Source organism: Paenibacillus alginolyticus DSM 5050 = NBRC 15375 (assembly GCF_000422905.1).
GTDB lineage: Bacteria > Bacillota > Bacilli > Paenibacillales > NBRC-103111 > Paenibacillus_E > Paenibacillus_E alginolyticus.
Map to the genome: position 1 here is coordinate 1 of NZ_AUGY01000004.1, position 25785 is coordinate 25785.

Consider the following 25785-nt stretch of genomic DNA (forward strand, 5'->3'; position numbering starts at 1 on the left):
AAGGTTGCGGCCAGCATGGTACCCGGAAATGGGACGGATATTCAGCTGCAATACTGGTTAAAGAAACACGGATTAGAGCCAAATAAAGATATAAGAATCATCAATGCCGGGGATAATGCCGAGCGATTGCAGACGCTTCAGCAAGGTCAGTCTGCGGTGACCATTTTAAGCCCGCCCATTGATTTAAAGGCCGATGAATTGGGATATAAACGCTTTCTCATGCGCGATGAGTTGAAAACGTATAACCACAATATGATTGCAGCGAGCGGTGATCAGATCAAAAACAAACCTGAGGTTATCTATGCATTTATGGCCGCAGAGGCAGAAGCTGTGACGTTTATCAAAGATAAAGCCAACCGGGATGAAGTCATAAAAATCGTCATGGAACAAATGGAAATGAAGCAAGCGGATGCTGAAAAGTCCTTGGACTTTGTGTTACCTGCTCTGGCGGATCAAGGAAAGATCAATATGGAAGGCATTAAGTGGGCAATCGATATGGTGAAGGAAGCCGGGGTTCTAAAGAAAGAAATAAGCTTGGATAAATTATTGGATGAAAGATTTTATGTCAAATAGAAGATGGAGAAAGCGGTGACTTTAATGGCAATTTGGGATGATGTGCTAAATGAGCAGGACAGAAAGATGTTTTCAAAAGCGAAAATGGGCGGGACACGAGGCGGACTGGGGAAAAACCCAGCCATTGTGGTTGTTGACATGACTTATGGCTTTGTGGATAGTCGATTTCGTCTGGGGTGCTCTGAAAGCGGATACCCGGTGGTAAAAGCGACTGCATTGCTCTTGGAGAAAGCTAGAATTAAAAAATTATATTTTGCAAATAGGAAGGAAATGTTTAGAATTGAACGGAAAGGGCATTTTAGGTAGTGTCCAAATGAGTTTATACCCATGGAAGTGGTCGATAAAACCGTTTCTTATTATCCCCGAAATAGGTGAATGGAATGAATCTTACAGGTGTGACCGTTAGAGATTTGCTGCGCCTTCCTATTCTTAAGGATGCGAAGGTGATCAGTGGAGAAAAGGGTCTAGATCGTATTGTACGTTATTTAGATATCATGGAAGTTCCGGACTTCAAAGGAGGATGGCTTAGGGAAGGCGAGCTGGTATTAACTACCGGCTATTCCATGCGCCATGATCCAACGCTGCTTCAAGAGTTGGTGGAAGAGCTGGCACAAGTCGGTGCGGCGGCATTAGCAATAAAGCCGGAAAGATTCATCTCTGAAATTCCACAGGAGGTGCTGGATAAGAGCAACTTATATAATATTCCTATTATTCATCTTCCAATTGGTATCCCCTACATCGATATTACCTATACCGTAATGGAACAAATTTTGGATAAACAAGCGGCCCTGCTAAGGAGATCTGAACAAGTATATAAAACGCTGACGAATCTTGTACTTAGTAACAGCGGGATTCAAGTGGTTGCAGATAATGTAGTGGAATTGGTGAAGTCTCCAATCTGGATCATCAATAATGCAGGGGAAATCATTGTTTCCTCCCCATCAGCCACTCCTTATCATCCTTCTCCGAACACCCGACAGTGGGAGGTTACGGTGGATAAACAATTCGCGGGGAAATTAATTATCGATAAGGAGCACTTTGACGAGTTGGAGCTGATTTGCATAGAGCAGGCGAGACTCGTCTTTGCTCTCGAATTAATGAGAAGAAAAATCGCGCATGATACGGAATTGAGGCTGCGGGGGAGTTTTTTTGAAGAACTGTTAATGGGTCTGCCTTTATCAAAACAGGAAATGGACAATAAAGCGCGCCAATTGGGACTGCAGTCTGAATGGATATGGGAGATTTGCATTATTGAGGGGGAGAGCCACCTCTTTGATATTCATACCCCATTTTTTACTGAATTAAATGAATTGATTCATCGAGAATCCGGAAACAGGAAAGTTCGATCATATGTGCAAAAGCAAGGAGATCGGTTGGTTCTGCTGCTTTCTACGAATAAATTAGGGGAACAATGGATCAAAATTCTAACTCCAATGCTCAAACATGTCAATCACGTTCATACCGGTTTTGGGAGAAAATGCTCACTGTTGGAAGTTTATCGTAGTTATCTAGAAGCCAAAAAAGCTATAATGATCGGTTCCAGATTAGAAAAAGATCAGCAAATCTTTACTTTTGAACAAGTAGAAATGTTTAGTTTATTGTTAGAATCATCGGAATCCGTAAATTTTGACACGTTTATTGAGGAGAAAATAGGAAAACTGTACAATTATGATAAGGAAAATGGAATGGATTTGGTTACAACCTTTCATTATTATCTAGCGAGCGGGGGGAGTTTGATCGATACGGCAAATCGGCTGTTTATTCATCGAAATTCGGTCAAGTATCGTATGGACAGGATTAAGGAGATTGCAGATGTGGATATGGACAACGCAAAAAATTGGTTTGCTTATTATTTATGCACGGCTTTCTATTTATTGAAAAAGATGGATTGAGTACTGGCCTATTGTGCTATGAGCACAATAGGCCAGTATTAGTTTTGGTAGACGAGTACATTGTTGATATCTAAGAAACCGAATACAATTCTCTTATACCTAAATTAAATTTTCAAAATATTCATAAAAGAAGGGGTGAGTGGAATGATTGGACTAATTCGGGTTTTTACTACTGAGGATTCAGAAGTTCTTGAGCAGCACGGACAAATGATTTCTAAGATTTATGGGGTTCCGGTAATTAACAAATGCATTCCTGATCAACCGCTTGGCATCTTTAATAATGAAACGGAAGAAATTGCTAATCCTAAGATTGTTGAATTAGGAAAAAGTATGGAAAAAGAAGGCTGCAAGCTTCTCATCATCAGTTGTGCAGCGGATCCAGCAATTGAGCAGCTTCGCAAAAGTGTGTCCATTCCAGTGATCGGTGCTGGTAGTGCGGCTTCGTTAACAGCTCTTGCGATGGGGCAACCGGTCGGGGTCATGGGAATCAGTGATTGTGTACCGGCCGTCATGGAAAACATCCTGGGAAATCTGATGGTTCAATATATTCGGCCTGAAGGCGTAACGAACACGACCGATTTGATGACTGCAGCTGGACGCGAGAAGGCAGTGGAGGCAGCACGGAAGCTATTGGATCAAGGGACGAAGGTCATTGTATTTGCCTGTACGGGATTTTCAACGATTGGCCTCGCGAATACATTAAGAAAAGAATTAAATGTTCCCGTGATAGACGCAGTTGAAGCAGAAGGGTTGTTTGCCTCTAACTTGTATAAACAATTCAGTATAACAAATTAAATCTATTAATTACGAGGCTCCCTTGGCAAAATCCTACCTTATCCTTGTCTTCTGTGTCTTTATTTGGGCTCTGAATTATATTGTCAGACAGATTTTATTGCGAGAATTTTCTCCCTTTTTTCTTTCGGCATTTAGCCTGACCGTCGTGTCCTTTACGTTTTTGATTTGGGCTTTCGTAACAAAGTCTTTCGTAAAGTTGACAAGAAAAGAAATTGTATTTTTCTTGTTATCAGCCGTAATCGGGTTGATAGCAAATCAAATTTTATTGTTTAAAGGTTTAGAGCGAACGTCAGCGACAAATGCTTCCTTAATATTTACGTTATCTCCACTTATTACAGCAGGGCTTGCCGCTGTTTTCCTTAAAGAAAAGATTACTTGGCGGATGGTTGCAGGGTGTTTGGTTGCCATTATAGGACTCATACAGGCCCTAAATATGCATGGCCTATTATTTTCAACGGGTGATTGGATTATGCTGGGGGCTACCTTTACGTTTTCCTGCAACTTGATCTTTGCTCGAGTTCTTTCTAGGCGGCTTTCACCATTTATTGTCACGGTCTATAGCTTTATGATTAGTGCTGTTTTTTTTGACCCATTCATCTTGTCTGTTATAAAGATGGATTGGAATCACTCGATCGGTATTTGGGGATTAGCGATTGTTTCCGTTATTGTTGGACAAGGGATTACGGGTGTCATGTGGAACAAGGGCATGGAATCCATCGGCGCTGCCAGAGCTGTGATCGTTCTGAATCTTCAGCCTCTCATGACTATGCTGCTTGAATTCCTGATATTTCATCACTTGGTAGCTTATCAACAAGTTTTTGGGGCAATTCTCGTTTTTATCGGAGTTCTTATAGGAACAATGCAAAAGGGGTTTTTTACACAGAAACAAAAAGAAAAAAGGGGGATTATATATGGACAACAAAGAAAAAAAACATCCAAGTATTTTTGAACCGTTCGCTCTGTTTCTTAACATTGTAACCGCTATCCTAGGTGCAATCATTGGGATGCAAATTGTAACTACTCTAGGGGTGACACCTAATACCGCAATTATTGGTGCGCTTGTAGCCATGCTGATTGCACGGATTCCGATTACTATTTTTAAAAAGTACAAGTCAGTCCATCGTCAAAATATCGTGCAGACTTCGATTTCTTCTGCAACCTTTGGCGCGGCCAACAGCTTATTGATTCCGATTGGGATTCCTTATGTTATGGGAGCTACGGAATTGGTTGTTCCAATGTTAATCGGTGCGGCGCTTGCGATGTTTGTGGATGCAGCTATCCTCTATAAAATATTCGATTCCAAGCTTTTCCCGGCTTCCGGAACATGGGCTCCCGGAGTTGCAACAGCAGAGTCGATTCTCGCTGGGGACAAGGGCGGGAAACGGGCTGCGCTTCTTGGAGTGGGTACAGCGATCGGACTCATCGGTTCCTATTTTAAGATTTCAATGTCCGCATTTGGCGTAGCTTTTATCGGGAATATTTGGGCTCTGACCATGTTTGGTATAGGTCTTATGATTAGACAGTACTCTATTCCTTGGTTCAATATGGATGTTAACAAATTGTTCATCGCGCATGGTGTCATGATTGGTGCGGGAATCATTGCGTTAATCCAAGCCGGGCTTCTCATTTTTAGCAAGCAAAAAAATAATGTGATTCAAAAGGGGCATGATGAAGTAGCAGCAGCCTCCGAAGAGCGCGCATTAACCGTACCGATTAATAAAGCGAGAAAGGCATTAGGAATCGGATTTATAGCTTATCTCGTTATTGCGCTCATTATCGCGATTATTGGCGGAATTATGACTCAAATGTCCCTCGGTATGCTGCTAGGTTTTATCCTATTTGCTGCTTTTGCCGCTTTCGTTCACGAATTAATCGTAGGGATTGCAGCAATGCACTCCGGATGGTTCCCTGCTTTTGCCGTAGCTTTTATTACACTTCTTTTTGGGATGATGATTGGCTTCCCGCCGCTAGCTCTTGCTCTTCTTGCAGGATTTAGTGCTGCAACCGGCCCCGCATTTGCCGATATGGGATATGATCTGAAAACCGGATATATTTTACGTGGAAATGGTGAAGATAAAGAGTTTGAATTGCACGGAAGAAAACAACAGTATGTTACGGGCATGATTGCCTTTGGTGTTGCACTATTAACGGTCGTTTTTACTTATAAAGGATATTTTGCGCAAAATATGGTACCTCCGATCGATAAAGTATATGCTTCGACGATTAAAGCAGGGGCTTCTCCTGAAATAGCCATGCAGTTGTTATTGTGGGCCATCCCAGGGGCGATTGTTCAATTAATCGGAGGTCCGAAGCGTCAGTTGGGTGTAATGTTTGCTACAGGTCTTCTTATCGCAACTCCAAACGCTTGCTGGGCCGTTCTCGTAGGTATTTTAATTCGCGTTATCGTGCTTAAAGTGAAAGGTAAAGAGGCCGAAAAGTCGATGAGCATTTTGGCTGCTGGATTTATTGCCGGGGATGCGCTTTACAGCTTCTTTAACTCCGTGTTCAAAATTAAAAAGTGAGGTGACTTCCAATGGCAAAAATCAAATTAGATGAAAAGATGGTTGAATATGCGGTCTTTGGCGGCGCTGTTTTGGGCGGAGGCGGAGGGGGCTGGATTGAAGAGGGTCTTCAAATTGGACGCTTGGCTCTCGAAATCGGACAACCAGAGCTTCTTACGGTGGACGAGTTTCAAGATGACGATTTGCTTGTGACGGTATCGATGGTTGGTGCACCTGCAGCAAAGGATAAGTTTGTAATGCCTGTTCATTATGCTAAAGCTTTGGAAATTCTCTCTCAAAAAATAGGGAAACCCATTAAAGGGATTAATACCAATGAAAATGGGGCTGGAACGACGATCAATGGATGGTTTCAATCGGCAATAACGGGGATCCCCCTCGTTGATCTGGCTTGTAACGGACGGGCGCACCCGACAGGTGCAATGGGATCACTTAATTTATCGGAGATTGAATCCTATATTTCCCATCAGGCGGCGGTCGGTGGGAAAGGTAGCAATTATTTGGAAATGATCATTTCAGGCTCACTTGAGAAAACCGCCTCCATGATTCGAAAAGCGTCCGTTGAGGCAGGAGGACTCGTTGCGGTTGCAAGGAACCCCGTTACCTTAGCTTATGCCAAAGAAAACGGAGCGGCGGGTGCAATCACGCAAGCCATTGAGATAGGTGAAGCTTTATTAGCTTATCAAGGTGAAGCTGCCATCGATTCAGTTGTAACGAAGCTTGGCGGAAAAGTGATTACGACTGGTACGGTGACAGACTTCCAGCTTGAAACTACAGGCGGATTCGATGTGGGAACCGTCCGAATGGATGATTCTTTCGAGATGACCTTCTGGAACGAGTATATGACCCTGGAAAAAAACGGGGAAAGGTACGCGACGTTTCCAGACCTCATTATGACTTTGGATGCGAAAACGGCAAGACCCATCGTCTCAGCCGCGATTGAAAAAGGCCAACAGCTTGCAATCATCGCTGTTCCAAAGAAAAAACTGCTGCTCAGCAGTACGATGAGAAATGTAAAGCTAATGAAACCTATTGAAGAGATTATTAAAAAATCCGTACTTCAATATATCGTATAACTGGCATCTAGATATGGGGAGGAAGTTTAAATGACACTACGACAAACATTAATCGCGCTGGAAGCCCTTGATAGCGGATATGTGAACGGAGAACAAGTAAAAGCATTGTTCAACAAATATCCGGATGTTTCGGTATCTGTGACAACGGTCACGGGGGAGAAAGGCAGCACCGATTTTATTAAAATCGTCGTTCTAGGGACGAACGGGAAAATCAAAGGCGGCGATGCGCCGACCTTTGGAATTATTGGCCGTCTCGGCGGAATTGGTGCGCGTCCGAGCCGTATTGGATTGGTTTCGGATGCCGATGGAGCAGTTGCTGCAATTGCTTCCGGGCTTAAACTAGCGGACATGCAGACGAAAGGCGATTTATTAAAAGGGGATGTTATCATCACTACGCACATTTGTCCGGATGCGCCAACCCGTCCGCATGAACCCGTAGATTTTATGGATTCGCCTGTTGATATTTTGACGATGAACCACTATGAGGTTGTACCTGAAATGGAAGCTATTTTATCCATAGATACGACTAAGGGTAATCGTGTCATTAATCATAAAGGCATTGCCATTTCTCCGACGGTGAAGGAAGGCTATATTCTTCGTGTCAGCGAAGATTTGCTTCGGATCATGGAGATGGCAACAGGGCAATTTCCTGTAACATTCCCTATTACGACGCAGGATATTACACCTTATGGAAACGATCTTTATCACATTAATTCGATTCTTCAACCAGCCGTAGCCACTGAAGCTCCGGTTGTTGGATTGGCAATCACCGCGCAATCGGTTGTTCCAGGCTGTGGTACGGGAGCAAGTCACGAAGTAGACATCGCCGCTGCCGTTCGATTCTCTATTGAAGTGGCCAAGGAAGCCACGAACGGAACATGTGCGTTTTATAACAAAAATGAATTCGATCGAATCACGAAGCTCTATGGTTCTATGAAAATATTACAGACCAGCGGTAAGGAATCGGTTGTAGGATAAGGGAGGGGGATTTTCCCCCTTTTATTTTTATATTGGAGGTAGGCTTGATGGTAAAGCTCGGTATGATTACGATAGGCCAGGCGCCGCGCACAGATGTGGCACCGATCATCGAGAAATATTTGGGAGGACGCGCTGAACTGGTTCAAGTTGGCGTCTTGGATGGATTAGCAAAAGAATATATTGAAGAGAATTTATTTCCTGAAGAAAATGACTACGTATTAACCTCCCGGTTAACAAACGGGAACTCGGTCGTCATGTCCAGGGCAAAAATTCAGCCTATTTTACAAAATAAAATTAACGAACTTGAAGATCAGGGAATTAAGCAAATTCTTCTTCTTTGTACGGGGGTATTTCCGGGACTTAAGACCCAATCATCCTATTTGATTGAACCGGATCATATCATTCCACCTGCGGTCAAAGCCATGGTTGGTCATCGTCGGTTTGGTGTGATTGTTCCGCTTATGGAGCAAAAAGAAAATTTGAAGCCGAAATATTCCCCATTTGGAATGGAGCCTTGTTTCGCGGTCGCTTCGCCGTATAAAAATGATTTAGCCAATTTCCATCAAGCCGCAAATGAATTAAAGGACAAGGCCGATATCATTTTGCTTGACTGCATGGGATATACGGAGGCGGCAAGAGATTTGGTTTCCGAGGCTACTGGACTGCCGGTCATATTGTCGAATGCGATCATGGCAAAGCTAGTATCTGAAATGATTTAAGCAAAGGATGGCCATATATGAATCCACAATTGACGGAAATCAGTAAAAATGTATTGAAAAATTGTTTGGGTCTTCAGGAAAATGAGACCTTTCTTGTTGTGACCGACGATGTCAAAAAAGAACTTGCGGAATCATTGTATCAAGCCGGAAAGCAGCTAGGGGCAGAAGCCATGCTTGCTGTGATGAGGGAAAGGAATAAATCAGGCGAAGAGCCGCCTGCTGCCATTGCGGCAGCGATGGTAAACGCAAGCGTGGTTGTATGCATTAATCAACATTCGCTTACCCACACGCAAGCTAGAAAAAATGCAGTCGCGGCAGGCGCTAGGGTGGCAACAATGCCCGGAATTACGGAAGATATGTTTTTGGAGGGTGCGATAGCTGCCGACTACACAAAGGTAAGCGTAATAACGAAAAGAGTCGCTGACCTTTTGACAAAAGGCAAAAAGGCTCGAATCGAAAAGGACGGCTATAACCTTGCTTTTTCCATCGCCGACAGGAATGGGATTCCAAGCACGGGCATGTATTTAAATCCGGGTGAATCCGGAAATTTACCCTCGGGTGAAGCGTACATTGCTCCGATCGAAGAGATAGCGGCGGGCCATATCCTTATCGATGGTTCTATAGCGGGTATTGGTAAATTGAATTCCCCCTTACTGTTAACGATTGAAAAAGGGCGGATTGTACGTGCAGAAGGTGATGCGGCTGAAAAGCTGCTTCAGATTTTGGGAGACGGGGATGGAAGGCTTCTTGGGGAATTCGGCATCGGAACCAATGATAAAGCAAGAATTACAGGCGTTGTACTTGAAGACGAAAAAGTATACGGTACGATCCATGTCGCTTTTGGGAGCAATCATACGTTCGGAGGAACGATTGCGGCAGGTGTCCACATTGATGGAGTCGTCAGTAAACCGAATGTCTATATAGATGATCAGTTAATAATGGAAAATGGACAGCTGATCATGTAAACATGCATGCAGGCTTTTGGCCAAAGAAAGGAAGCCTTTTGATGAGCAATCGATTAATTGGCTGTCGTTTGGAGCTGGAAGGGATTGAGCTGCCCGAAGAGATGATGAACCAAACACTGGAGGTTCTGACGACCCACGAATCGGTGCGAGGTTTTCAGAAAAAGCCTCTTCCGGAGGGTGCTTTGAAGGCGATTCTTACGGCCGCACGGAGTGCGCCTACCTCATCAAACCTTCAGGCATACAGCATTATTATTGTGACGAATGAAGAAAGAAAGAAAGAAAGAATCGGCTGGCGGTGCTTTCAGGAAATCAAGGTTTTATCAAAGAAGCACCGGTGTTTCTAGTGTTTTGCGCCGATATCTATCGTTTGAAATACGTAACCATGCGTCAAGGGTATCAATTCGCTGCCGATACTCTTGAGATGTTTCTATTGGCTGCCGTAGATGCGGCTCTAGCGCTTCAAAACGCACTTGTTGCAGCGGATTCTTTAGGACTCGTTACAGTTCCTGTTGGATCGGTCCGAAACGACCCGAATGGCATGGCGGAAGAATTGGGATTACCGGATGGCGTCTTTGCCATCGCCGGTTTATCCATCGGATTTGAGCGGGAGGGGGTTCGCCGAGGGGTGAAGCCGCGTCTTCCCGAACAAATTACCGTATCACATGAGGAGTATTCAACAAAGTATCTGGAAGAAGGACTCGCTGAATACGACAGAGTCATGATCGAAAGAAGAACGTACGATGGACGCCGGGTTTCTATCGCTGGAGAGCCAGAGCGGGAAGGTATGGAGTATGGATGGTGCGAACACTCCGCGAGGCGCTGTACACGCCCCGAGGCGATTGCCGCTTCGGCAAGCTTACGGGAGAATCTGAGACAAATATTGGAGCAAAGAGGATTTTCATTTCAATAAACCAATGAAAGATGTGAGGGAACAGGAATGAATGTGTTGGATGCCATAAAGAACAGACGCAGTACACGCTCATTTGATAAACGACGGCTTTCTCCGGAGGTATTTGAGGCCATAGAAGATGCCATTTTATACAGCCCTTCGGGCAGCAATGCGCAGGAATCGCACTTTGTCATTGTAAAGGACCCGGTTCAAATTAGGCGCATCAAGCGATTTGCACAAGGATTGTCGGGTGATCCGGCTGCCATAGTGGTACTGTGTACAAATAAGACAGAAGCACTGATTCGTGGGGGAATCGATACGGCTGAAGTGCTTCGCTTCGTAAATCTGGGGATTGCAGCCGCCAATATTTTGGTGTCCGCACAATCTTTAGATGTTGCAAGCTGCCCCGCCCGTTCATTTCATCAAAAGTCAATAAAGGAAATTATCGGTCTACCGGAGGACGTGCAACCGGAATTGCTAATCAGCCTTGGTTACGCCAACCAGCCTCCTCGTCCCAAAACCAGTAAACCAGCCCGGGAGGTGATTTCGTATGACAGATATGTTAAAGAAACTCTCTGAAGAGGAAATGCATAATCGTATTCTGGACTACGTTGGATATGTCCTTACTAGCGCACGAGCAATATACCGGGAGCCGCACAGCTATAGCCCCATGCGCATGGTTGATTCGCTCGAGAAGTCTTTAAATCTTCTTCGGGATGCGGGGATTAAAGACGACTCCGTTGAGGAATCAATGACAGTCATTCGCGAAAATCGTTGGAGGGTTACCTCGGACCCAGAAGCGTTTGCAAATGCATTAGATGAGGCGATTTTGAGGCTTGTAAGGGTAACCTTACAAGAAAGTGGTACGACTGGGGAATAATCTTGGCTTTTTTATCCCTTGATTCAGTTCAGGCAACGTATATAATAATAATAAGTAAAGCTTGTCGGGACCGGATCTCCTTCCATTTGGAGGTTCGGTCTTTTTGCTAAATAAGTAAGAGGGATCAAGCCCTTCTTACCGGGTCTTGATCCCTCATGTGGCCAAGGACAATGCCTTTAAAGTATGACATAACCGTTCACGCTAAACTCGAGGAACGCGTATGTCAATCAATGTTCCTTGAATCGGGAGTGAAGTGATACTAATTTCAATCGAGTCTCCGTAGGCCAGTAGGAACCGACGATAGACGTTGTAGATACCTGTATGCTTCTGGAAATAAGGGTCCAGCTTTTCCCCCTTTGAAAGTATCATGGTTGAAAGCTTATCCATAACCGTAGAAGGAATGTGAGTACCTGTGTTTTGAATCATGATGCGCATGAAATCTCCCTCAATCTTCACTTTGACGGTCAAGAGAAACTCTTCAGCGCTCATGTTGGGGCTCCAACCATATTTGATCGCATTTTCTACAAATGGCTGAATGCTTAATTTCATTATTGGAACATCTAGCAATGCCGGATCTATGTCGAATTTGGCCATGACATCCTTACCATTTCTATAGTAATGAATGTTTAAGAAATTACGTATATAAGCCATTTCTTCTTTTAATGGGGACCACCCACCGTCATTTCTAACTGTGTATCTCATCATTCTGGAAACCGATTGGACCATGTCTCCGACGGCTTCACCGTTATTTCTAATGGCATAGGACTCAATCGTTTCGAGTGTATTGAATACGAAGTGCGGGTTAATCTGAGCTTGCAGCTGCAGAAGTTCTCTTTCCTTCTCTTTTATTTTCGATTGATAGACCTCTTCCTCCATTATTTCTAATTCATTTAGCGTTTGGTTGTAGCTTTTAATTAAGAAGCCGATTTCATCGTTGCTATGTTGAATTTTAATGGGGACATAGGCCCCTCTGCCTAAACTTTTCATACCATCTTTTAGCTTGAATAGCGGTAATAAAACGAATCTCATAACAGGATATGCAATAATCAAGGCGACTGCAAGACTAATAAAGGCAATGAAAATCGTCAAATGGTTCGCTTGCTGAGCACCTTTGGTCATACTGCTAAGCGGTGCCATCCATACAAGCTTCCAATCCCCGTAAGGAATGTCGGCATAGGTGGCTTCATATTTAACGTTTTGGGAACTAAAAATAAATTCCTTATTGTGATCAAGCTCCGAATCAAGTGAGTGTTTAAAATCGTGTAGTAAGGACGAATCCATTTGAAAATTGGAAACGGCTGTGCCTATTGTATCGTGATATAAAAGGAGATGTCCTTCTTGGCCGTACTTCGTTCCACGGAGCATTTTTTTGATTTTATCCTCGCGGATTTCGATGACGAACCAAGCAGCGATCTTTCCTGTATTCAAATTGATAATGGGTCTAACCAAAGAGAATACGTTATCTTGCGAGATTTGTGTATAATTCATGGCATGGGGAACGGTTAATTCCGGTTTATCCATTTGATAAAACGTATTGTACAACACGTCTTCTTGAAAAGGATAACCGTAATTCAAACCTTTCTGAAATGAATCAAAGTAGACTTTACCCATTTGATCCAGATAGAGAACACCTAGTATTTCACTACGGAATTGAAGAGGCGTTTTCAAAATCGGCCGAAAATTAATGATGTGATTTGCTTGTGAAGTGAGATCGTCAACTGGCGTATCCAAATACTTTTGGAAATCTGAATTGGTAAATAAGTCATCAAAGGATTGGCTCAAATCCTGCAAATAGGTGGAGATATCTTGAGAAAGAAATTCGACGTACTGGGTAGATATGGAAGATGTGTATTCCGTGCTAGAACGAAACATAAAATATTGCGAGCTATAACTGACTAGGGTGATGGGTAAGATAGAAATGGATACTAACAGGATGAATAACTTATGCTTAAGCGATAAATTTTCCATTCTTTGTTTCAGGGACTGCAGTACTGGGTGCATGGAACGGTTCCCCCTCTTCAAGTTGAATAGTACTATTCGATGCCTTCAGTTAGAATCCTTGTGAGGAGATGAAATGATTCTATGAAAATATGTGTGGTCGACGACGAGAAGGAAGTTCGCTTAAGTATTATCTATAAAATAGAAATGCTATTTCCATATGCTCAAATATTTGATGTCGAATTTGGGAGATTTGCCTTGGAAAAGATTCAACTCGTTCGTCCTGATCTTGTTTTTATGGATATTCGGATGCCAGAGATGGATGGTCTAGAAATACTTCGATCTGTTAAAAACTTGAATGCTTCAATTCAAGTTGTTATTTTATCTGGCTATGATGATTTCGAATACGCACGGAAAGCCATGCAACTAGGAGCGATGGATTATCTGTTAAAGCCTGCTGATCGTGAGCAACTGCGTGAAGTCATTACCAAAGTCGAACAGGATATGCAAATCGCATTTAGAAAAGAATTGGAGGATTACCTCGGCAAACTATCCAGCCAATATTTATTTATTCACGATATTCAGTGCTTTAATACCAGTCTCTGGTTTGATGAGCGACAAATGAAGGAAATCTATGTCGGCGATACAACCCTGTTACTAGAACGATTTAAAACAACGCCTCAACAAATTCTTATATCCTTCTCCATTAACAATGAATATAGCGGTGTAGTTGTTGGCGCTTTCTCGGGAGAAAATGGGCTCAATTTTTTTGAAAAAGGCGAATTCTTATCTGTACTAGTATCGAGAATTGAGCAATATGAAGGTCAGCGCTATTTCGGCGGTCAGAGGGAATCAGTGGTTAGTACAGAAAAACAGAGAAAAGAAATTGCCAAGCAAGCCTCCCAATTAAGACAAGAGATTTTATCCTATGCCAAGGCTGGAAATTATGAGAAATTAAAAATTTCCCTCCACGCTTGGTTTGATGAACTTCAAGGATTGGCATTCAATCAACTCAGGAAAGAATGCGTAAATTTGATGGCTTTACTTGACGAAGGACTCAGTAAAAACGAAGTTGTCGTTTTGGAAGAGGAGAAAATCCATTACTGGTGGAATTGGGTAGCCGAGCATAAAACGTGGAATGAATTGAAGATCAAGATTCAGAAGTTTATTCTGGATGGCGTTAATGCATTGAGACAACTCGAGATCCAGTCGCCATCGAATTTAAATTGGTTCGAGCAGGCCTTGCAGCTGGTCGATCATTCGCTCGATCCTAACCTTAGCCTCGAATCTGTTGCTGAGGTCGTTGGGGTTCATCCAGTTACGTTAAGCCGTATTTTTAAGCAGCAGACGGGAATGAATTTCGTCCGATATATCGTCCGACGAAGAATGAGGGATGCGCAATCGATGCTGCTCAAAACCGATAAAAAAATAAATGAAATCTCGGAAGAAATTGGCTATGTCGATTACCGGTACTTCAGAACTTTATTCAAAAAAGAGTTTGGCTTAACACCCTCCGAGTATCGCAAGAGGAATGGAATCTCTGCTGCAAGCGATGAAGGGGAATAAAATAGGGATGTTAAAATAATCCCCCCTCCGGTTAAATTATTCCGCTTACGTAGGTCCCATTGAAATCGTATACTCTAAGTAAGGTACGAAGCAGAAAGGGACGAAGCAGAGATGGATAAAATCAAAGTAGGCATCATAGGTACTGGTTTTATAGGTCCCACACATATTGAGGCAATAAGAAGATTAGGATTTGTCGAGGTTATCGCGGTGGCCGAAAGCAGTCAAGAAACAGCTGAGAGAAAGGCAAAAGAACTTGGTGTTTCTAAAGCATACGGCAATTATCACGAAATGCTTGCTGACCCAGACATCCAGGTTGTACACAATTGTACGCCGAACCATCTTCACTTCTCGATTAATAAAGCGATCATTTTAGCAGGCAAACATGTATTATCCGAGAAACCTTTAGCGACGTCGGCCAAAGAATCCAAAGAATTGTTGGCATTAGCAAAGAAGTATAAAGTTGTGCATGGCGTGAATTTTAACTATCGTCAATATTCCATCGTTCAACAATTAAGAACAATGATGAGAGATCAAGTGTTAGGAAAGGTCAATTTAATTCATGGAAGCTATCTACAGGATTGGCTTCTTTACGAAAAGGACTATAATTGGCGATTAGCGCCTGAAGTTGGCGGGAAATCAAGAGCTGTTGCCGATATTGGATCCCATTGGTGCGATACGGTGCAGCATATTACAGGGAAAAAAATTGTGAAAGTTTTCGCTGATTTAGCAACGGTTATTCCTGTAAGAAAGAAAGCCAGAGGAAATAGCAGCACGTTTGGAACGTTAACAAATGAGAATGATGAATTTGAAGACGTAAAGATTAGCACAGAAGACTATGCTACGGTTCTCCTGCACTTTGAAGATGGAACTAGAGGTGCTTTTACCGTATCTCAAGTCAGCGCAGGGCACAAAAATAAACTTAGCTTTGAAGTTAATTGCAGTCATGGATCCGCTTATTGGAACCAAGAAGAACCTGAGAAATTGTGGATCGGTCATAGGGATAAAGCGAACGAAATTCTGCTTGCTGATCCTTCCTTGTATTCGCAAGATGCCAAAGCATTTATTCACCACCCTGCAGGACATAATGAAGGATGGCCAGACGCTTTGAAAAATATGATGTTAAATTTCTACACATTTATCTTAGAAGGCAAAGATCCTTTGCGAGATCGAGCAACGTTTGCCACATTTGAAGACGGCCACTTGTCGATGTGTATTACGGAAGCCATCATGGAAAGCAATGAAATCGGCAGTTGGGTTACTGTTACCCCTGAACCGCCTAAAGAATTAGAATTGCTGGGCTAATAACCCTAAATAGAACCCTATTACTTTGGGACTAGGTCCTAAACGGTATTTTCGTACCCTTGTAATGTAAAAATATACTGTTTTTGTATATTAATACTAAATAGAAAGGGGTGATCTTGCAAATAATAGGTAGTCTAGTTTTAATTGTTATGAAGTCATCGAACAAACTAATTTTTCATGAAGGGGTTATGTCAATTGAAAAAGATGAAGGTTATTTTGACGCTATCACTTTCGGCGCTCATGATTCTATCTGGTTGCTCAGAGAGTTCTTCCCCCAAATCCACTGCAACTGACCAAAAGGGAAGTGTATCATCTCCATCAACAACTACCACTGAAAAACCGAAAGTGTTAAAAGTGCTATACGCTACAGTTGAAGCTGGATCTGAAGCGATTATCGATGCTGCTAAGAAATATGAGAAGCAGACCGGTATTACGATTGAGATCAATACGTTCCCTTACAATAACCTTCAGGAGAAAGTTTTCTCGGAGTTAGCACAAAAAAGCGATCACTATGATCTCATTGCCATTGATACTTCTTGGGTTCCTAAACTAATTCAGCATATTGAACCTATGTCGGCCTACATTAAAAACTCAAAGTCACCGGATTCTATTAAGCTGAATGATTTTATTCCCAAAGTCTTTTTGGATACATCCGTAGCTAAAAAAGATGCGCCTCAAACGAATCCTCCGCAAATGGAAGAGATTGATTTAGATAAAATTACTTCGGCCGGTTTCGATGTCTGGAGCCTTCCCCTGCAGTCGAATGTGCTGACTGTAAGTTATAGAAAAGACCTTTTCAATGATCCGAAAAACAAAGAAGAATTTAAGAAGCAGTTCAATCATGAGTTGGCAATTCCTCAAACCTTGGATGAGTACTTAGATATTGCAAAGTTTTTCACACGAGACACCAATAATGACGGAAAAATGGATATGTACGGTACGACACTCATGGGTAAGAAGCATGAGGCGAACTTTGTGGATTACAAATCGTTCTTAAGTGACTTTGGCGGTAATATTTTTGACGACAAATTAAAGCCGGTTTTCAATGATGAGAAGGGTGTTAAAGCCTTAGAGACATACGGCAGCTGGATCAACCAGTATAAAGTTACGCCTCCTGGTGCGCTCACCTATACTTGGGATGAAGTGGCTACGGTGTTCGGTTCGGGCCAAGTCGCGATGGGAATGAATTATCACGATATGAAGCTTGATCCGAAAGTAAAAGGCGGCGAGGTGGGTTACTTCGAATTCCCAGGCGTGAAAAATGGTGACAAGCTCGTTAGAGGTCCGCACTTTGGTTCATGGGGTATCGGCATGAGCAAGTATTCCAAGAACAAACAAGCTGCGTATGAGCTTGCCGAATTCTTAGCTAGCCCGGAAGTACAGAAAGGCTACCTTAAATTCAATCAGCATGTAACAAGAAATTCGGCGTACGAGGCAGCGAATGCTTTGCCGGATGCGACTACTAAAGAGTACTATCACGTACTTGGCGAGTCCCTAAAGGTTGGAGTGGGACGCCCGCATGTTACGAATTATGATCAGGTGTCGGAAGCGGTTCAAATCTCCGTCAGTGATTACTTAACTGGCAAAAAAGATGCAAAGAAAGCGCTGGACGATGGCGCAAAGCAAGTTGAAGCTCTTATGAAACAAGCTGGCTACTAGTAGATATTAAAATGGCAGACGCTTGAAGATATTCAGTCAAGCGTCTGCATATAACGGAGTTGAACTGGGTGATGAAACTAAATCGGGATGGAAGTCTAACGAAGTACATGTTGTTTGTACCTACGATGGTCGTTCTCATATCAATGACGATCGTGCCATTTATCTTTTCACTGTTAACAAGCTTGACGAACTATAAAGCGACAGAGCCAGAGAAATGGAATTTTGTCGGCCTTAATAATTTCGTTCGAGCGGTTACGGATCAGGATGTTCAAGCTTCTTTTATTAACACACTTGAGTATGTCTTCGGGGCTGTAGCGATAGAATTTGTTCTTGGAATTCTGATTGCTTTGTTATTAAATCGTAAAATGCGTGGTATCACTTTTATTCGGACGCTGCTGCTTTTGCCCATGATGGCAACTCCCGTTGCTGTTGGACTCTTGTGGAGATGGTTGTTGAATACGGATTTCGGTATCATCAATTATTACTTGCAATCTTGGTTCGGAATTATGGGTCCTAATTGGCTCGCAGAAAGCAAGCTTGTCATGCCAGTGGTCATCGGTGTTGATGTTTGGCAATGGACACCGTTCATGGTTTTATCGTTACTCGCAGGATTGCAATCGCTTTCTGATGATCCCATTGAAGCAGCTTGGATGGATGGAGCTTCTCCGTGGCAATTGTTCTGGCACGTAACACTGCCTCAGTTGCGATCGATCATCCTGGTGGTCTTGTTGATTCGTATCATTGATGCCTTCAAATCCTTCGATGTGGTCTGGACGTTAACGAATGGCGGACCTGGAATCAGTACGGAATTACTAAGCTTGCGTGTGTATCGCGTTGCGTTTAAGTTTTGGGAAACAGGCTACGCTTCAGCAATCTCCTGGTTGTTTTTAATTGTAGTGATTTTAATTACTTCTCAGTTCATTCGATTTCTCTATAGAGAAACGGGCAAATAAACACGAATTAGTAGCGTAATGAGGATGTGAAGACGTAGGCATGAAAACGAAAAAATTCGTTTGGAACAGGCTCCTGGACATTTTGACATATCTCTTGTTGATTATCTCCATATTTCCAATAGCCTGGATGGTTTTGACTTCCCTTAAAACTTCATGGGATGCTCAAGCGCTGCCGCCAGTATGGGCCTTTGTTCCAACGTTAGAAAATTATATCTCCTTGTTCACGAATAAGAGCTCTTCGAATCCATTTGGCAGTTTGTTATGGAACAGTACGATTGTATCGCTCGTTTCCACCGTGCTGTCCGTAGTTTTTGGTGCGCTGGCAGCCTACTCCTTATCGCGGTTTAGGCTTAAAAAAGGAAAAGACATAGCCATTTGGATCTTGTCTACACGCATGTTTCCACCCGCTGCTACGTTAGTTCCAGTTTTTATGATGATGAGCTGGTTTAATTTAATCGATACGTATGCAGCGCTGATCATTCCTTATACAGCATTCAATTTATCGTTTGTCGTTTGGATGTTAAAAGGCTTCTTCGATGATATTCCGGTTGATTTAGAAGAAGCGGCAACGGTTGACGGTTGTTCAAGAATGTCTGCTTTCACACGAATTATTTTGCCTTTAGTAGCACCTGGATTAGCCGCTACTGCGATCATTTGCTTAATGTTTAGCTGGAACGAGTTTATGTTTGCTTTAGTTCTTTCAAGAAATGATGCGGTCACAGCACCTGTTATCGCGAATCAATTCGTCACGATGTATGGCGTGAAGTGGGGAGAACTAACAGCGGCTTCGACGCTAATGACAGCACCTGTTTTGTTCTTCGCGATTCTGGTTAGGAATCATATGATCAAAGGCTTAACGATGGGTTCAGTTAAATAATCGAATATTCTGGAGGAGATTGAGATGAAAACAATGAAGGGCGTTGTTTTTCCAGGTAACAAGCAAGTACTAATCAAAGAATTTCCGATTCCAGTTCCCGGACCGGGTGAGGTCCTTATCCAATTGAAGGCCTCTGCCATTTGCCGTAGTGATATGAGCATCTATTACGGGAATCCTGTTGTCGGAGGCGATGCTGCAAAAACAGGATGTACGATTCCTGGGCATGAACCGGCGGGACTTGTCGTTCAAACCGGAGATGGCGTTGCTTCTATTAAAGTTAATGACCGTGTAGCTGTTTACTTGGCATCCGGTTGCGGTGAATGCTCGAATTGCAAAAGCGGGTACATGATGTTTTGTAAAGCTTGGCAATGTATTGGTTTCGATTTGCATGGTGGAGATGCGGATTACATGGTAGTACCGGAAAAAAATTGTATCAAAATTCCAGATTCCCTGAGCTATGTGGCGGCCGCAGTTTCGACGGATGCTGTCGGTACCTTGTATCATGCGCAAAAAAGACTTCAAATATCAGGAAAAGATACGTTGGTTATTTTTGGTCTGGGCCCCATGGGCGGAGCAGGAATTTTGGTAGCCAAAGCGCTGGGAGCTACAGTTATCGCCGTTGATATGATTGACGAACGGTTGGAGCTTGCCCAAAAAGAGCTTGGTGCGGATTATATCATTAACGGAAAAAACGAAGATGCAGTCCAGCGCATTCTTGAAATTACCGGAAATAGGGGAGCCGATGCCGCAGTGGATTGTTCAGGCAGTCCGATTGCAGAGAATCAGGCACTCGATTGCGTAAGGCCTCATGGAAGAGTGGCTTTTGTCGGTGAAAGCAGAGAAACAACGATCAAACCTAGCGAGCAGCTTATCCGCAAACAGTTAACCCTTCTTGGTTCCTGGTATTTTCCAATCCATGAATATGAAGAAATTTGCGAGTTCATTGTTAGAAAAAACGTACCGGTTGAAAAGCTGGTCACACATACGTTCCATTTGGAACAGGCAGAAGAAGCTTTCCGCATGTTTGATGAAAGAAAGACAGAAAAAGCCGTTTTTGTTTGGTAATCATACATCATTAAAATGATGAAAGGAGCATTTCGAATGAAGGGTATTTCTTTTAACACATGGGTTTATAGCAGTTTTCCTGTTTGGGTTCCCTCTTACCCCTTGGAGGAGGTCATCAAAAGGTTATCTCGCATGGGGTACGACGGGATTGAAGTTGGTTGTGCCAGCCCGCACGCATGGCCTGATTATTTATCAAAAGAGCGTAGACAAGAAATAAAGGGTCTGTTAAAAGCACACAGACTGGATGTTTCATCTATGCTGCCAGCTCCTGGCGGCGGACCTGGAGTTAATCCAAGCTCGCCGACTAAGGAAGAGCGTGAATTCACCATTAAGCATTACAAAGATGTGATTCGTCTAGCCCATGAATGGGAATGTCCTACAGTCATTTGGATTGCAGGCTGGGTTGTATTCGGCACTTCGCAACAGGAAGCATGGAACTATAGTCTTCAAGGACTGATAGAGTGTGCGGAGTTTGCGAAAGAATTAGGAATAACCATCGTCGTTGAACCTACGCCAACAGATGGCAATTTAATTGAAACCGCAGATGATGCGCTGCTTCTAGCAGAACAATCCGGTCTAGATAACGTCAAGGTCATGTTTGATACGTTTCATGCTTTATATCGTAATGAGGTTTCAAGCGATTACGTCTATCGTATGAAAGATAAACTGCATCATATCCATATATCTGATGTGGATCGTCTGCCGCCGGGTCAGGGTACTTGCAATTTTGATGCGGTCATGAGAGCGCTTAAAGAAATTGATTATAAAGGCTATTTATCGATGGAGGTTGGATTCAATACTAGAAAAGCCGATCCTGATTGGTATGCTTCAACATCAATTGAATATTTAAGAAAGAAAATGGATGAAATCGGTTGGATTCAAACCAAATAAGACCATTAAAGGAGGAAACAGTATGTCTGCTACAAATTATAAAAGGGACTATAGCCTAACAGGCCCGGAAAACCAACGGGCACAGGACAAAGGGTTAGCATCAGCCGATTGGTACAAGTGTCCGATTCCCCGTCAAACGATGAAGGAGCTAATGAAGCGAAAGGACTGGCCGGGTATACGCGATACGCTGCTCTGGCTCGTAATGCTCGCTGGGGCAGGTTATCTTGCGTACCTCTCATGGGGAACTTGGTGGGCGATTCCAGCATTTTTCTTCTACGGAACCCTCTACATGACGCCTGGTGACTCAAGATGGCATGAGACGGCTCATGGAACACCGTTCAAAACACCGTGGATCAACGAACTTATGAATCAAGTGTCCGCGTTCATGATTCTAAGGGCACCTACGCCTTGGCGCTGGAGTCATTCCCGCCATCATACGGATACCATCATCGTCGGACGTGATGCAGAGATTTTTGCGCCGAGACCGCCTGTATATCGCGATATTCTTAGAGAAATATTTAGACTCTTTGGCGCCCCGATCGACGTTTGGAAACATATCATGCACTGTTTTGGCAAGATGCATCCAACGGAGAAGGATTTTGTACCTGAAACTGAGTGGCGCAGATGTTTTCTAGAATCACGTATTACCGTACTTATCTATGTGGGAATCGTTGTTTGGTGTATAAGCGTGGATAGTATCCTGCCGGCGATGTTTATCGGCTTACCGTCCTTCTACGGCAACTTTATCAACGTTCTGGAGGCGCTTTCTCAGCATGTTGGTTTGCATGAGGATGTACTCGATCATCGTTTGAACACGCGTACAATTTATATGAACCCTTTCATGAGATTCATTTACTGGAACATGAACTATCACATTGAGCATCACATGTTCCCAATGGTCCCTTATCACGCACTGCCTGCCTTGCATAAAGAGATGAAGCATGACTGTCCGGAACCTTATCGCAACTTGTTCTCCGCACTATGTGTAGTTATTCCGGCACTCTGGAAGATGCGTAAGGATCCAGGGTATACGACTGTACGCCCGCTGCCGCCTACCGCGAACCCATTTAAATATGGACCGCATCCTTATGGAACTGTGCAATGGCCAGGCGACCCTAGAAAAGGGTTGCAAGCGCATGCCGCAAGAGGAGCTTTTACCAACGGCGCAAATCAAAGAACACTGTGAGTTATTGAAAGGCCGGATGCAAACGACGGGGGCCTGTCGCCCCTCTTACTAGATATTCATTACATTTGGAGGTATTTATGATACTAAAAACTTGGATTGAAGCATGCGCTGCCGATGATATCGATAAGGAAGATGTCATCCGATTTGATCATGGTGACCGAACTTTTGCTATTTATCGCACAACTCAGAGTGAGTATTATGCGACAGACGGTTATTGCACGCATGAGAAATTTCATCTGGCAGATGGGCTCGTCATCGGTTCTTTAATTGAATGTCCGAAACATAATGGTCGACTTGATTACAAAACGGGAGAAGCCAAGCGCGTACCGATATGCGCCAAAATTAAGACTTATCCCGTTAAAACGGAAGCGGGTAAGGTCTACATCATGATCGACTAGGAGGAACGACATGACCGAATTTGGAATGGTGATTGTCGGCGCAGGCGAGGCCGGCGCCCGGGCGGCTGTCGAGCTTCGGACTCAGGGTTGGACAGGAACGATAACTCTAATAGGCGAAGAAAAATGGAAACCTTATGAACGTCCTCCGCTTTCTAAAAGCTTGCTGGTCGATGAGGATAACCCCACACCTGTGTTTATCCTGGATAATGAAAAATTAGTGCAGCATGATATTAGGTTCTTATCTGACAGTACAGTAATAGGGATTGACCGAATTAGCCGTACAGTTGAACTAGCGGATGGTCTGACGATTCGGTATGATCGGCTCTTACTTGCCACAGGAGCACGACCACGCAGGTTTTCCTTAGAGGGTTCCGATACTTCGAGCGTACTATACCTGCGGACATTTTCTGACGCACTCACACTTCGCGAGCGTTTGAGCCCTGGTAAGCATGTTGCCGTAATCGGAGGTGGCTTCATTGGCCTAGAAGCTGCGGCGAGCGCTGTTCAACGAGGCTGCTCGGTAACTCTCGTCGAACTTGGGCCGCGAATACTGATGCGAGGTGTCCCCAAAGAAATAGCCGACATTGTTGAAGCGCGGCATCGTGCTGCTGGTGTCGAGTTTAAGTTCGGGGTTACCATTGAAAGAATCGATAGTAACAATGACCGAACTGACATCGTTCTTGCGGATGGAACTATCATCAGCTGCGACGCCTGCCTTATCGGAATTGGAGCTATGCCTGAAACAACATTAGCTGCAAAGTGCGGTCTCGAAATCGAAAATGGCATTTGTGTTGACGCCATGCTCGGAACGAGTGATCCGGATATTTTTGCTGCCGGTGATTGCTGCTCATTTCCGCACCCTGTTTATGCAGGAGAGCGAATTCGACTTGAAGCATGGCGCAACGCGCAGGATCAGGGTTCACTTGCAGCGCGCAACATGCTGGGTGCGGAGGAAGCTTATACCATCGTGCCTTGGTTCTGGTCCGACCAATATGAACTCACTTTACAAGTAACTGGATTGCCTAACCACGGTGATAGAATTATTAGTCGAAATATTGGGGAAGTTGGGAAGCTGTTCTTTCATATTGCCAGCGATGGAAGGTTGGTTGCGGCAAGCGGTGTTGGACCTGTTGCTAGCATAGCACGAGACATTCGTCTAGCGGAAATGCTCATTCATCAGCAAGCGCGACCGGATGCGCTAGCCTTGGCGAACCCGGACGTGAAACTAAAGACACTACTGCAAGGTTGAGTGTTGATGATTGCCAAGTTGATAATTGGAGGTAAATGAAATGGACGTAATGGTACAGGTGATGAATGATTTGGATCTATGGTTGCAATTGGTGCTAGGCTTTGTAGCTTGTTTGTTGATAACTGCTGTCGTTTCTTTGTGGTAAAAACAAAAGAAGAGTATGAAGGAGTGACATAGATGGCAGGGAATCGAGCGGTTGTGTATGCGGGACCAGGAAAAGTGGAGGTACGAGATATTTCATATCCAGATTTAATCCTACGTGATGGTCCGGGTGTCAACCCACTGAATGTCGGCAGAAAATGCGAGCATGGGGTCATTTTAAAAGTCATTACGACGAACATCTGCGGCAGTGACCAGCATATGGTGAGAGGTCGTACCACTGCTCCGAGCGGACTTGTTCTAGGCCATGAAATTACAGGTGAAGTCATTGAAGTTGGCCGTGATGTCGAGTTTATTAAAAAGGGTGATCTCGTTTCCGTGCCTTTCAATATCGCTTGCGGCCGCTGCCGCAGCTGCAAGGAGCGCAACACGAATGTTTGTCTGAATGTAAATCCGGATCGCCCGGGTTCTGCTTATGGTTATGTCGACATGGGCGGTTGGGTTGGGGGGCAGTCCGAGTATGTCATGGTCCCCTATGCAGATTTCCAACTGCTGAAATTTCCTGATAAAGAACAAGCCTTGGAAAAAATCTTAGACTTAACTATGCTATCGGATATATTCCCAACCGGCTATCACGGTGCCGTTAGTGCAGGCGTTAAACCAGGATCCACGGTTTATGTCGCAGGGGCCGGCCCCGTTGGATTGGCAGCAGCCCATTCCGCTCAACTGCTTGGTGCAGCCGTGGTGATTGTTGGTGATTTGAACAGTGAGCGATTGGCTCAAGCAAGAAGCTTTGGTTGTGAAACAGTTAATTTGAGGGAGCATCCGAATTTAGCTGAGCAAATTGAACACATTTTAGGAGTTCCTGAAGTGGATTGTGCGGTCGATTGCGTTGGTTTCGAAGCACATGGTCACGGTCATGCTCATAGTGAAGCTCCAGCTGTAGTTTTGAACTCAATTATGGAGGTCACGCGAGCTGGCGGAAGACTTGGCATTCCTGGGCTATATGTAACTGGCGATCCGGGAGCAACAGACGAAGATGCGAAGATCGGTACTTTGAAAATTCGTTTCGGTTTGGGTTGGGCTAAATCTCATACGTTCGTAACAGGGCAAACACCTGTCATGAAATATCACCGTGAATTAATGATGGCTATTTTAAACGGTAAAGCGCAGATTGCAAAAGCGGTAAATGCCACCTTGATCTCACTGGAGCAAGCGCCGTTAGCTTACTCCGAATTCGATAAAGGGGCCTCGAAGAAATTCGTCATCGACCCCCATGGTTTGGTAAGGTCTTAAATAAGTGTCTGAATTCGGGA

Annotated in this window: 24 protein-coding genes and 1 pseudogene; 24 read left to right on the plus strand and 1 reads right to left on the minus strand. The window is 43.8% G+C overall.

Going from position 1 to position 25785, the window contains the following annotated elements:
• From G519_RS0102000 to G519_RS0102060, 13 genes and pseudogenes are all read left to right on the plus strand, one after another.
• The coding region (locus tag G519_RS0102000) for an ABC transporter substrate-binding protein (RefSeq protein WP_029193248.1) at positions 1 to 573 on the plus strand (573 nt) is incomplete at its 5' end.
• Between the two features lie 24 nt (positions 574 to 597).
• Entirely contained in the window at positions 598 to 879 is a 282-nt protein-coding gene (locus G519_RS0102005; RefSeq protein WP_029193249.1) for a hypothetical protein, read from the plus strand.
• A gap of 74 nt (positions 880 to 953) precedes the next feature.
• Complete coding sequence (locus tag G519_RS0102010) at positions 954 to 2465, plus strand: PucR family transcriptional regulator (RefSeq protein ID WP_029193250.1); 1512 nt, start codon at positions 954 to 956, stop codon at positions 2463 to 2465.
• Positions 2466 to 2609: 144 nt separating this feature from the next.
• Positions 2610 to 3260: an aspartate/glutamate racemase family protein gene (locus G519_RS0102015; RefSeq protein WP_029193251.1), complete on the plus strand. Its 651-nt coding sequence runs from the start codon at positions 2610 to 2612 to the stop codon at positions 3258 to 3260.
• A 22-nt stretch (positions 3261 to 3282) separates the two neighbouring features.
• On the plus strand, positions 3283 to 4209 hold the full coding sequence (locus G519_RS41360; protein WP_051253005.1) for a DMT family transporter: 927 nt from the start codon (positions 3283 to 3285) through the stop codon (positions 4207 to 4209).
• On the plus strand, positions 4172 to 5782 hold the full coding sequence (locus G519_RS0102025; RefSeq protein WP_029193252.1) for an OPT/YSL family transporter: 1611 nt from the start codon (positions 4172 to 4174) through the stop codon (positions 5780 to 5782). Before G519_RS41360 ends, G519_RS0102025 begins: the two co-directional genes overlap by 38 nt.
• Before the next feature lie 11 nt (positions 5783 to 5793).
• Positions 5794 to 6855: a DUF917 domain-containing protein gene (locus tag G519_RS0102030; protein ID WP_029193253.1), complete on the plus strand. Its 1062-nt coding sequence runs from the start codon at positions 5794 to 5796 to the stop codon at positions 6853 to 6855.
• A gap of 30 nt (positions 6856 to 6885) precedes the next feature.
• Entirely contained in the window at positions 6886 to 7833 is a 948-nt protein-coding gene (locus G519_RS0102035; RefSeq protein WP_029193254.1) for a DUF1177 domain-containing protein, read from the plus strand.
• Between the two features lie 47 nt (positions 7834 to 7880).
• Positions 7881 to 8552 carry an AroM family protein gene (locus tag G519_RS0102040; protein ID WP_029193255.1) on the plus strand — a complete coding sequence of 224 codons (672 nt, stop codon included), beginning with the start codon at positions 7881 to 7883 and terminating at the stop codon, positions 8550 to 8552.
• A gap of 17 nt (positions 8553 to 8569) precedes the next feature.
• Positions 8570 to 9517 (plus strand): aminopeptidase, encoded by a 948-nt coding sequence (locus G519_RS0102045; protein WP_029193256.1) that lies wholly within the window; start codon positions 8570 to 8572, stop codon positions 9515 to 9517.
• A gap of 104 nt (positions 9518 to 9621) precedes the next feature.
• Positions 9622 to 10427, plus strand: a pseudogene (locus G519_RS41365) (nitroreductase family protein).
• A gap of 27 nt (positions 10428 to 10454) precedes the next feature.
• The gene (locus G519_RS0102055) at positions 10455 to 10985 is read left to right on the plus strand and encodes a nitroreductase family protein (RefSeq protein WP_029193257.1); all 531 of its coding nucleotides are present in this window, start codon (positions 10455 to 10457) and stop codon (positions 10983 to 10985) included.
• Positions 10957 to 11286, plus strand: a complete 330-nt coding sequence (locus G519_RS0102060; protein ID WP_029193258.1) for a DUF6092 family protein — start codon at positions 10957 to 10959, stop codon at positions 11284 to 11286. The genes G519_RS0102055 and G519_RS0102060 overlap by 29 nt, the downstream gene beginning before the upstream one ends.
• A 201-nt stretch (positions 11287 to 11487) precedes the next feature.
• Here G519_RS0102060 and G519_RS0102065 read toward each other — a convergent pair whose 3' ends face one another.
• Positions 11488 to 13287: a sensor histidine kinase gene (locus G519_RS0102065; RefSeq protein WP_029193259.1), complete on the minus strand. Its 1800-nt coding sequence runs from the start codon at positions 13285 to 13287 to the stop codon at positions 11488 to 11490.
• A gap of 81 nt (positions 13288 to 13368) precedes the next feature.
• Here G519_RS0102065 and G519_RS47145 point away from each other — a divergent pair, with 81 nt between their 5' ends.
• From G519_RS47145 to fdhA, 11 genes are all read left to right on the plus strand, one after another.
• Entirely contained in the window at positions 13369 to 14790 is a 1422-nt protein-coding gene (locus tag G519_RS47145) for a response regulator transcription factor (RefSeq protein ID WP_029193260.1), read from the plus strand.
• A gap of 111 nt (positions 14791 to 14901) precedes the next feature.
• On the plus strand, positions 14902 to 16092 hold the full coding sequence (locus tag G519_RS41375; RefSeq protein ID WP_051253006.1) for a Gfo/Idh/MocA family protein: 1191 nt from the start codon (positions 14902 to 14904) through the stop codon (positions 16090 to 16092).
• A 204-nt stretch (positions 16093 to 16296) separates the two neighbouring features.
• Complete coding sequence (locus G519_RS0102080; RefSeq protein WP_244279990.1) at positions 16297 to 17751, plus strand: ABC transporter substrate-binding protein; 1455 nt, start codon at positions 16297 to 16299, stop codon at positions 17749 to 17751.
• Between the two features lie 71 nt (positions 17752 to 17822).
• Complete coding sequence (locus G519_RS0102085; RefSeq protein WP_036631842.1) at positions 17823 to 18704, plus strand: carbohydrate ABC transporter permease; 882 nt, start codon at positions 17823 to 17825, stop codon at positions 18702 to 18704.
• 40 nt (positions 18705 to 18744) lie between these two features.
• The gene (locus G519_RS0102090; protein WP_029193263.1) at positions 18745 to 19581 is read left to right on the plus strand and encodes a carbohydrate ABC transporter permease; all 837 of its coding nucleotides are present in this window, start codon (positions 18745 to 18747) and stop codon (positions 19579 to 19581) included.
• A 24-nt stretch (positions 19582 to 19605) separates the two neighbouring features.
• Entirely contained in the window at positions 19606 to 20646 is a 1041-nt protein-coding gene (locus G519_RS0102095; RefSeq protein ID WP_029193264.1) for a zinc-dependent alcohol dehydrogenase family protein, read from the plus strand.
• A gap of 36 nt (positions 20647 to 20682) precedes the next feature.
• Entirely contained in the window at positions 20683 to 21537 is an 855-nt protein-coding gene (locus G519_RS0102100) for a sugar phosphate isomerase/epimerase family protein (protein ID WP_029193265.1), read from the plus strand.
• A 22-nt stretch (positions 21538 to 21559) separates the two neighbouring features.
• Positions 21560 to 22723 carry a fatty acid desaturase gene (locus tag G519_RS41380; protein WP_064743386.1) on the plus strand — a complete coding sequence of 388 codons (1164 nt, stop codon included), beginning with the start codon at positions 21560 to 21562 and terminating at the stop codon, positions 22721 to 22723.
• Positions 22724 to 22800: 77 nt separating this feature from the next.
• The gene (locus tag G519_RS0102110) at positions 22801 to 23121 is read left to right on the plus strand and encodes a MocE family 2Fe-2S type ferredoxin (protein WP_029193266.1); all 321 of its coding nucleotides are present in this window, start codon (positions 22801 to 22803) and stop codon (positions 23119 to 23121) included.
• Positions 23122 to 23131: 10 nt separating this feature from the next.
• Positions 23132 to 24370: an NAD(P)/FAD-dependent oxidoreductase gene (locus tag G519_RS0102115; protein WP_208860874.1), complete on the plus strand. Its 1239-nt coding sequence runs from the start codon at positions 23132 to 23134 to the stop codon at positions 24368 to 24370.
• A 177-nt stretch (positions 24371 to 24547) separates the two neighbouring features.
• Positions 24548 to 25765 (plus strand): formaldehyde dehydrogenase, glutathione-independent, encoded by a 1218-nt coding sequence (gene fdhA / locus G519_RS0102125; RefSeq protein ID WP_029193268.1) that lies wholly within the window; start codon positions 24548 to 24550, stop codon positions 25763 to 25765.
• The last annotated feature ends 20 nt before the right edge of the window (positions 25766 to 25785 follow it).

What these genes read in the sequence shown, in the direction of transcription:
- G519_RS0102005 (WP_029193249.1), top strand. Translation starts at nt 598, where the DNA reads ATGGCAATTTGGGATGATGTGCTAAATGAGCAGGACAGAAAGATGTTT.
- G519_RS0102010 (WP_029193250.1), top strand. Translation starts at nt 954, where the DNA reads ATGAATCTTACAGGTGTGACCGTTAGAGATTTGCTGCGCCTTCCTATT.
- G519_RS0102015 (WP_029193251.1), top strand. Translation starts at nt 2,610, where the DNA reads ATGATTGGACTAATTCGGGTTTTTACTACTGAGGATTCAGAAGTTCTT.
- G519_RS0102025 (WP_029193252.1), top strand. Translation starts at nt 4,172, where the DNA reads ATGGACAACAAAGAAAAAAAACATCCAAGTATTTTTGAACCGTTCGCT.
- G519_RS0102030 (WP_029193253.1), top strand. Translation starts at nt 5,794, where the DNA reads ATGGCAAAAATCAAATTAGATGAAAAGATGGTTGAATATGCGGTCTTT.
- G519_RS0102035 (WP_029193254.1), top strand. Translation starts at nt 6,886, where the DNA reads ATGACACTACGACAAACATTAATCGCGCTGGAAGCCCTTGATAGCGGA.
- G519_RS0102040 (WP_029193255.1), top strand. Translation starts at nt 7,881, where the DNA reads ATGGTAAAGCTCGGTATGATTACGATAGGCCAGGCGCCGCGCACAGAT.
- G519_RS0102045 (WP_029193256.1), top strand. Translation starts at nt 8,570, where the DNA reads ATGAATCCACAATTGACGGAAATCAGTAAAAATGTATTGAAAAATTGT.
- G519_RS0102055 (WP_029193257.1), top strand. Translation starts at nt 10,455, where the DNA reads ATGAATGTGTTGGATGCCATAAAGAACAGACGCAGTACACGCTCATTT.
- G519_RS0102060 (WP_029193258.1), top strand. Translation starts at nt 10,957, where the DNA reads ATGACAGATATGTTAAAGAAACTCTCTGAAGAGGAAATGCATAATCGT.
- G519_RS0102065 (WP_029193259.1), bottom strand. Translation starts at nt 13,287, where the DNA reads ATGCACCCAGTACTGCAGTCCCTGAAACAAAGAATGGAAAATTTATCG.
- G519_RS47145 (WP_029193260.1), top strand. Translation starts at nt 13,369, where the DNA reads ATGAAAATATGTGTGGTCGACGACGAGAAGGAAGTTCGCTTAAGTATT.
- G519_RS41375 (WP_051253006.1), top strand. Translation starts at nt 14,902, where the DNA reads ATGGATAAAATCAAAGTAGGCATCATAGGTACTGGTTTTATAGGTCCC.
- G519_RS0102080 (WP_244279990.1), top strand. Translation starts at nt 16,297, where the DNA reads ATGAAGGTTATTTTGACGCTATCACTTTCGGCGCTCATGATTCTATCT.
- G519_RS0102085 (WP_036631842.1), top strand. Translation starts at nt 17,823, where the DNA reads ATGAAACTAAATCGGGATGGAAGTCTAACGAAGTACATGTTGTTTGTA.
- G519_RS0102090 (WP_029193263.1), top strand. Translation starts at nt 18,745, where the DNA reads ATGAAAACGAAAAAATTCGTTTGGAACAGGCTCCTGGACATTTTGACA.
- G519_RS0102095 (WP_029193264.1), top strand. Translation starts at nt 19,606, where the DNA reads ATGAAAACAATGAAGGGCGTTGTTTTTCCAGGTAACAAGCAAGTACTA.
- G519_RS0102100 (WP_029193265.1), top strand. Translation starts at nt 20,683, where the DNA reads ATGAAGGGTATTTCTTTTAACACATGGGTTTATAGCAGTTTTCCTGTT.
- G519_RS41380 (WP_064743386.1), top strand. Translation starts at nt 21,560, where the DNA reads ATGTCTGCTACAAATTATAAAAGGGACTATAGCCTAACAGGCCCGGAA.
- G519_RS0102110 (WP_029193266.1), top strand. Translation starts at nt 22,801, where the DNA reads ATGATACTAAAAACTTGGATTGAAGCATGCGCTGCCGATGATATCGAT.
- G519_RS0102115 (WP_208860874.1), top strand. Translation starts at nt 23,132, where the DNA reads ATGACCGAATTTGGAATGGTGATTGTCGGCGCAGGCGAGGCCGGCGCC.
- fdhA (WP_029193268.1), top strand. Translation starts at nt 24,548, where the DNA reads ATGGCAGGGAATCGAGCGGTTGTGTATGCGGGACCAGGAAAAGTGGAG.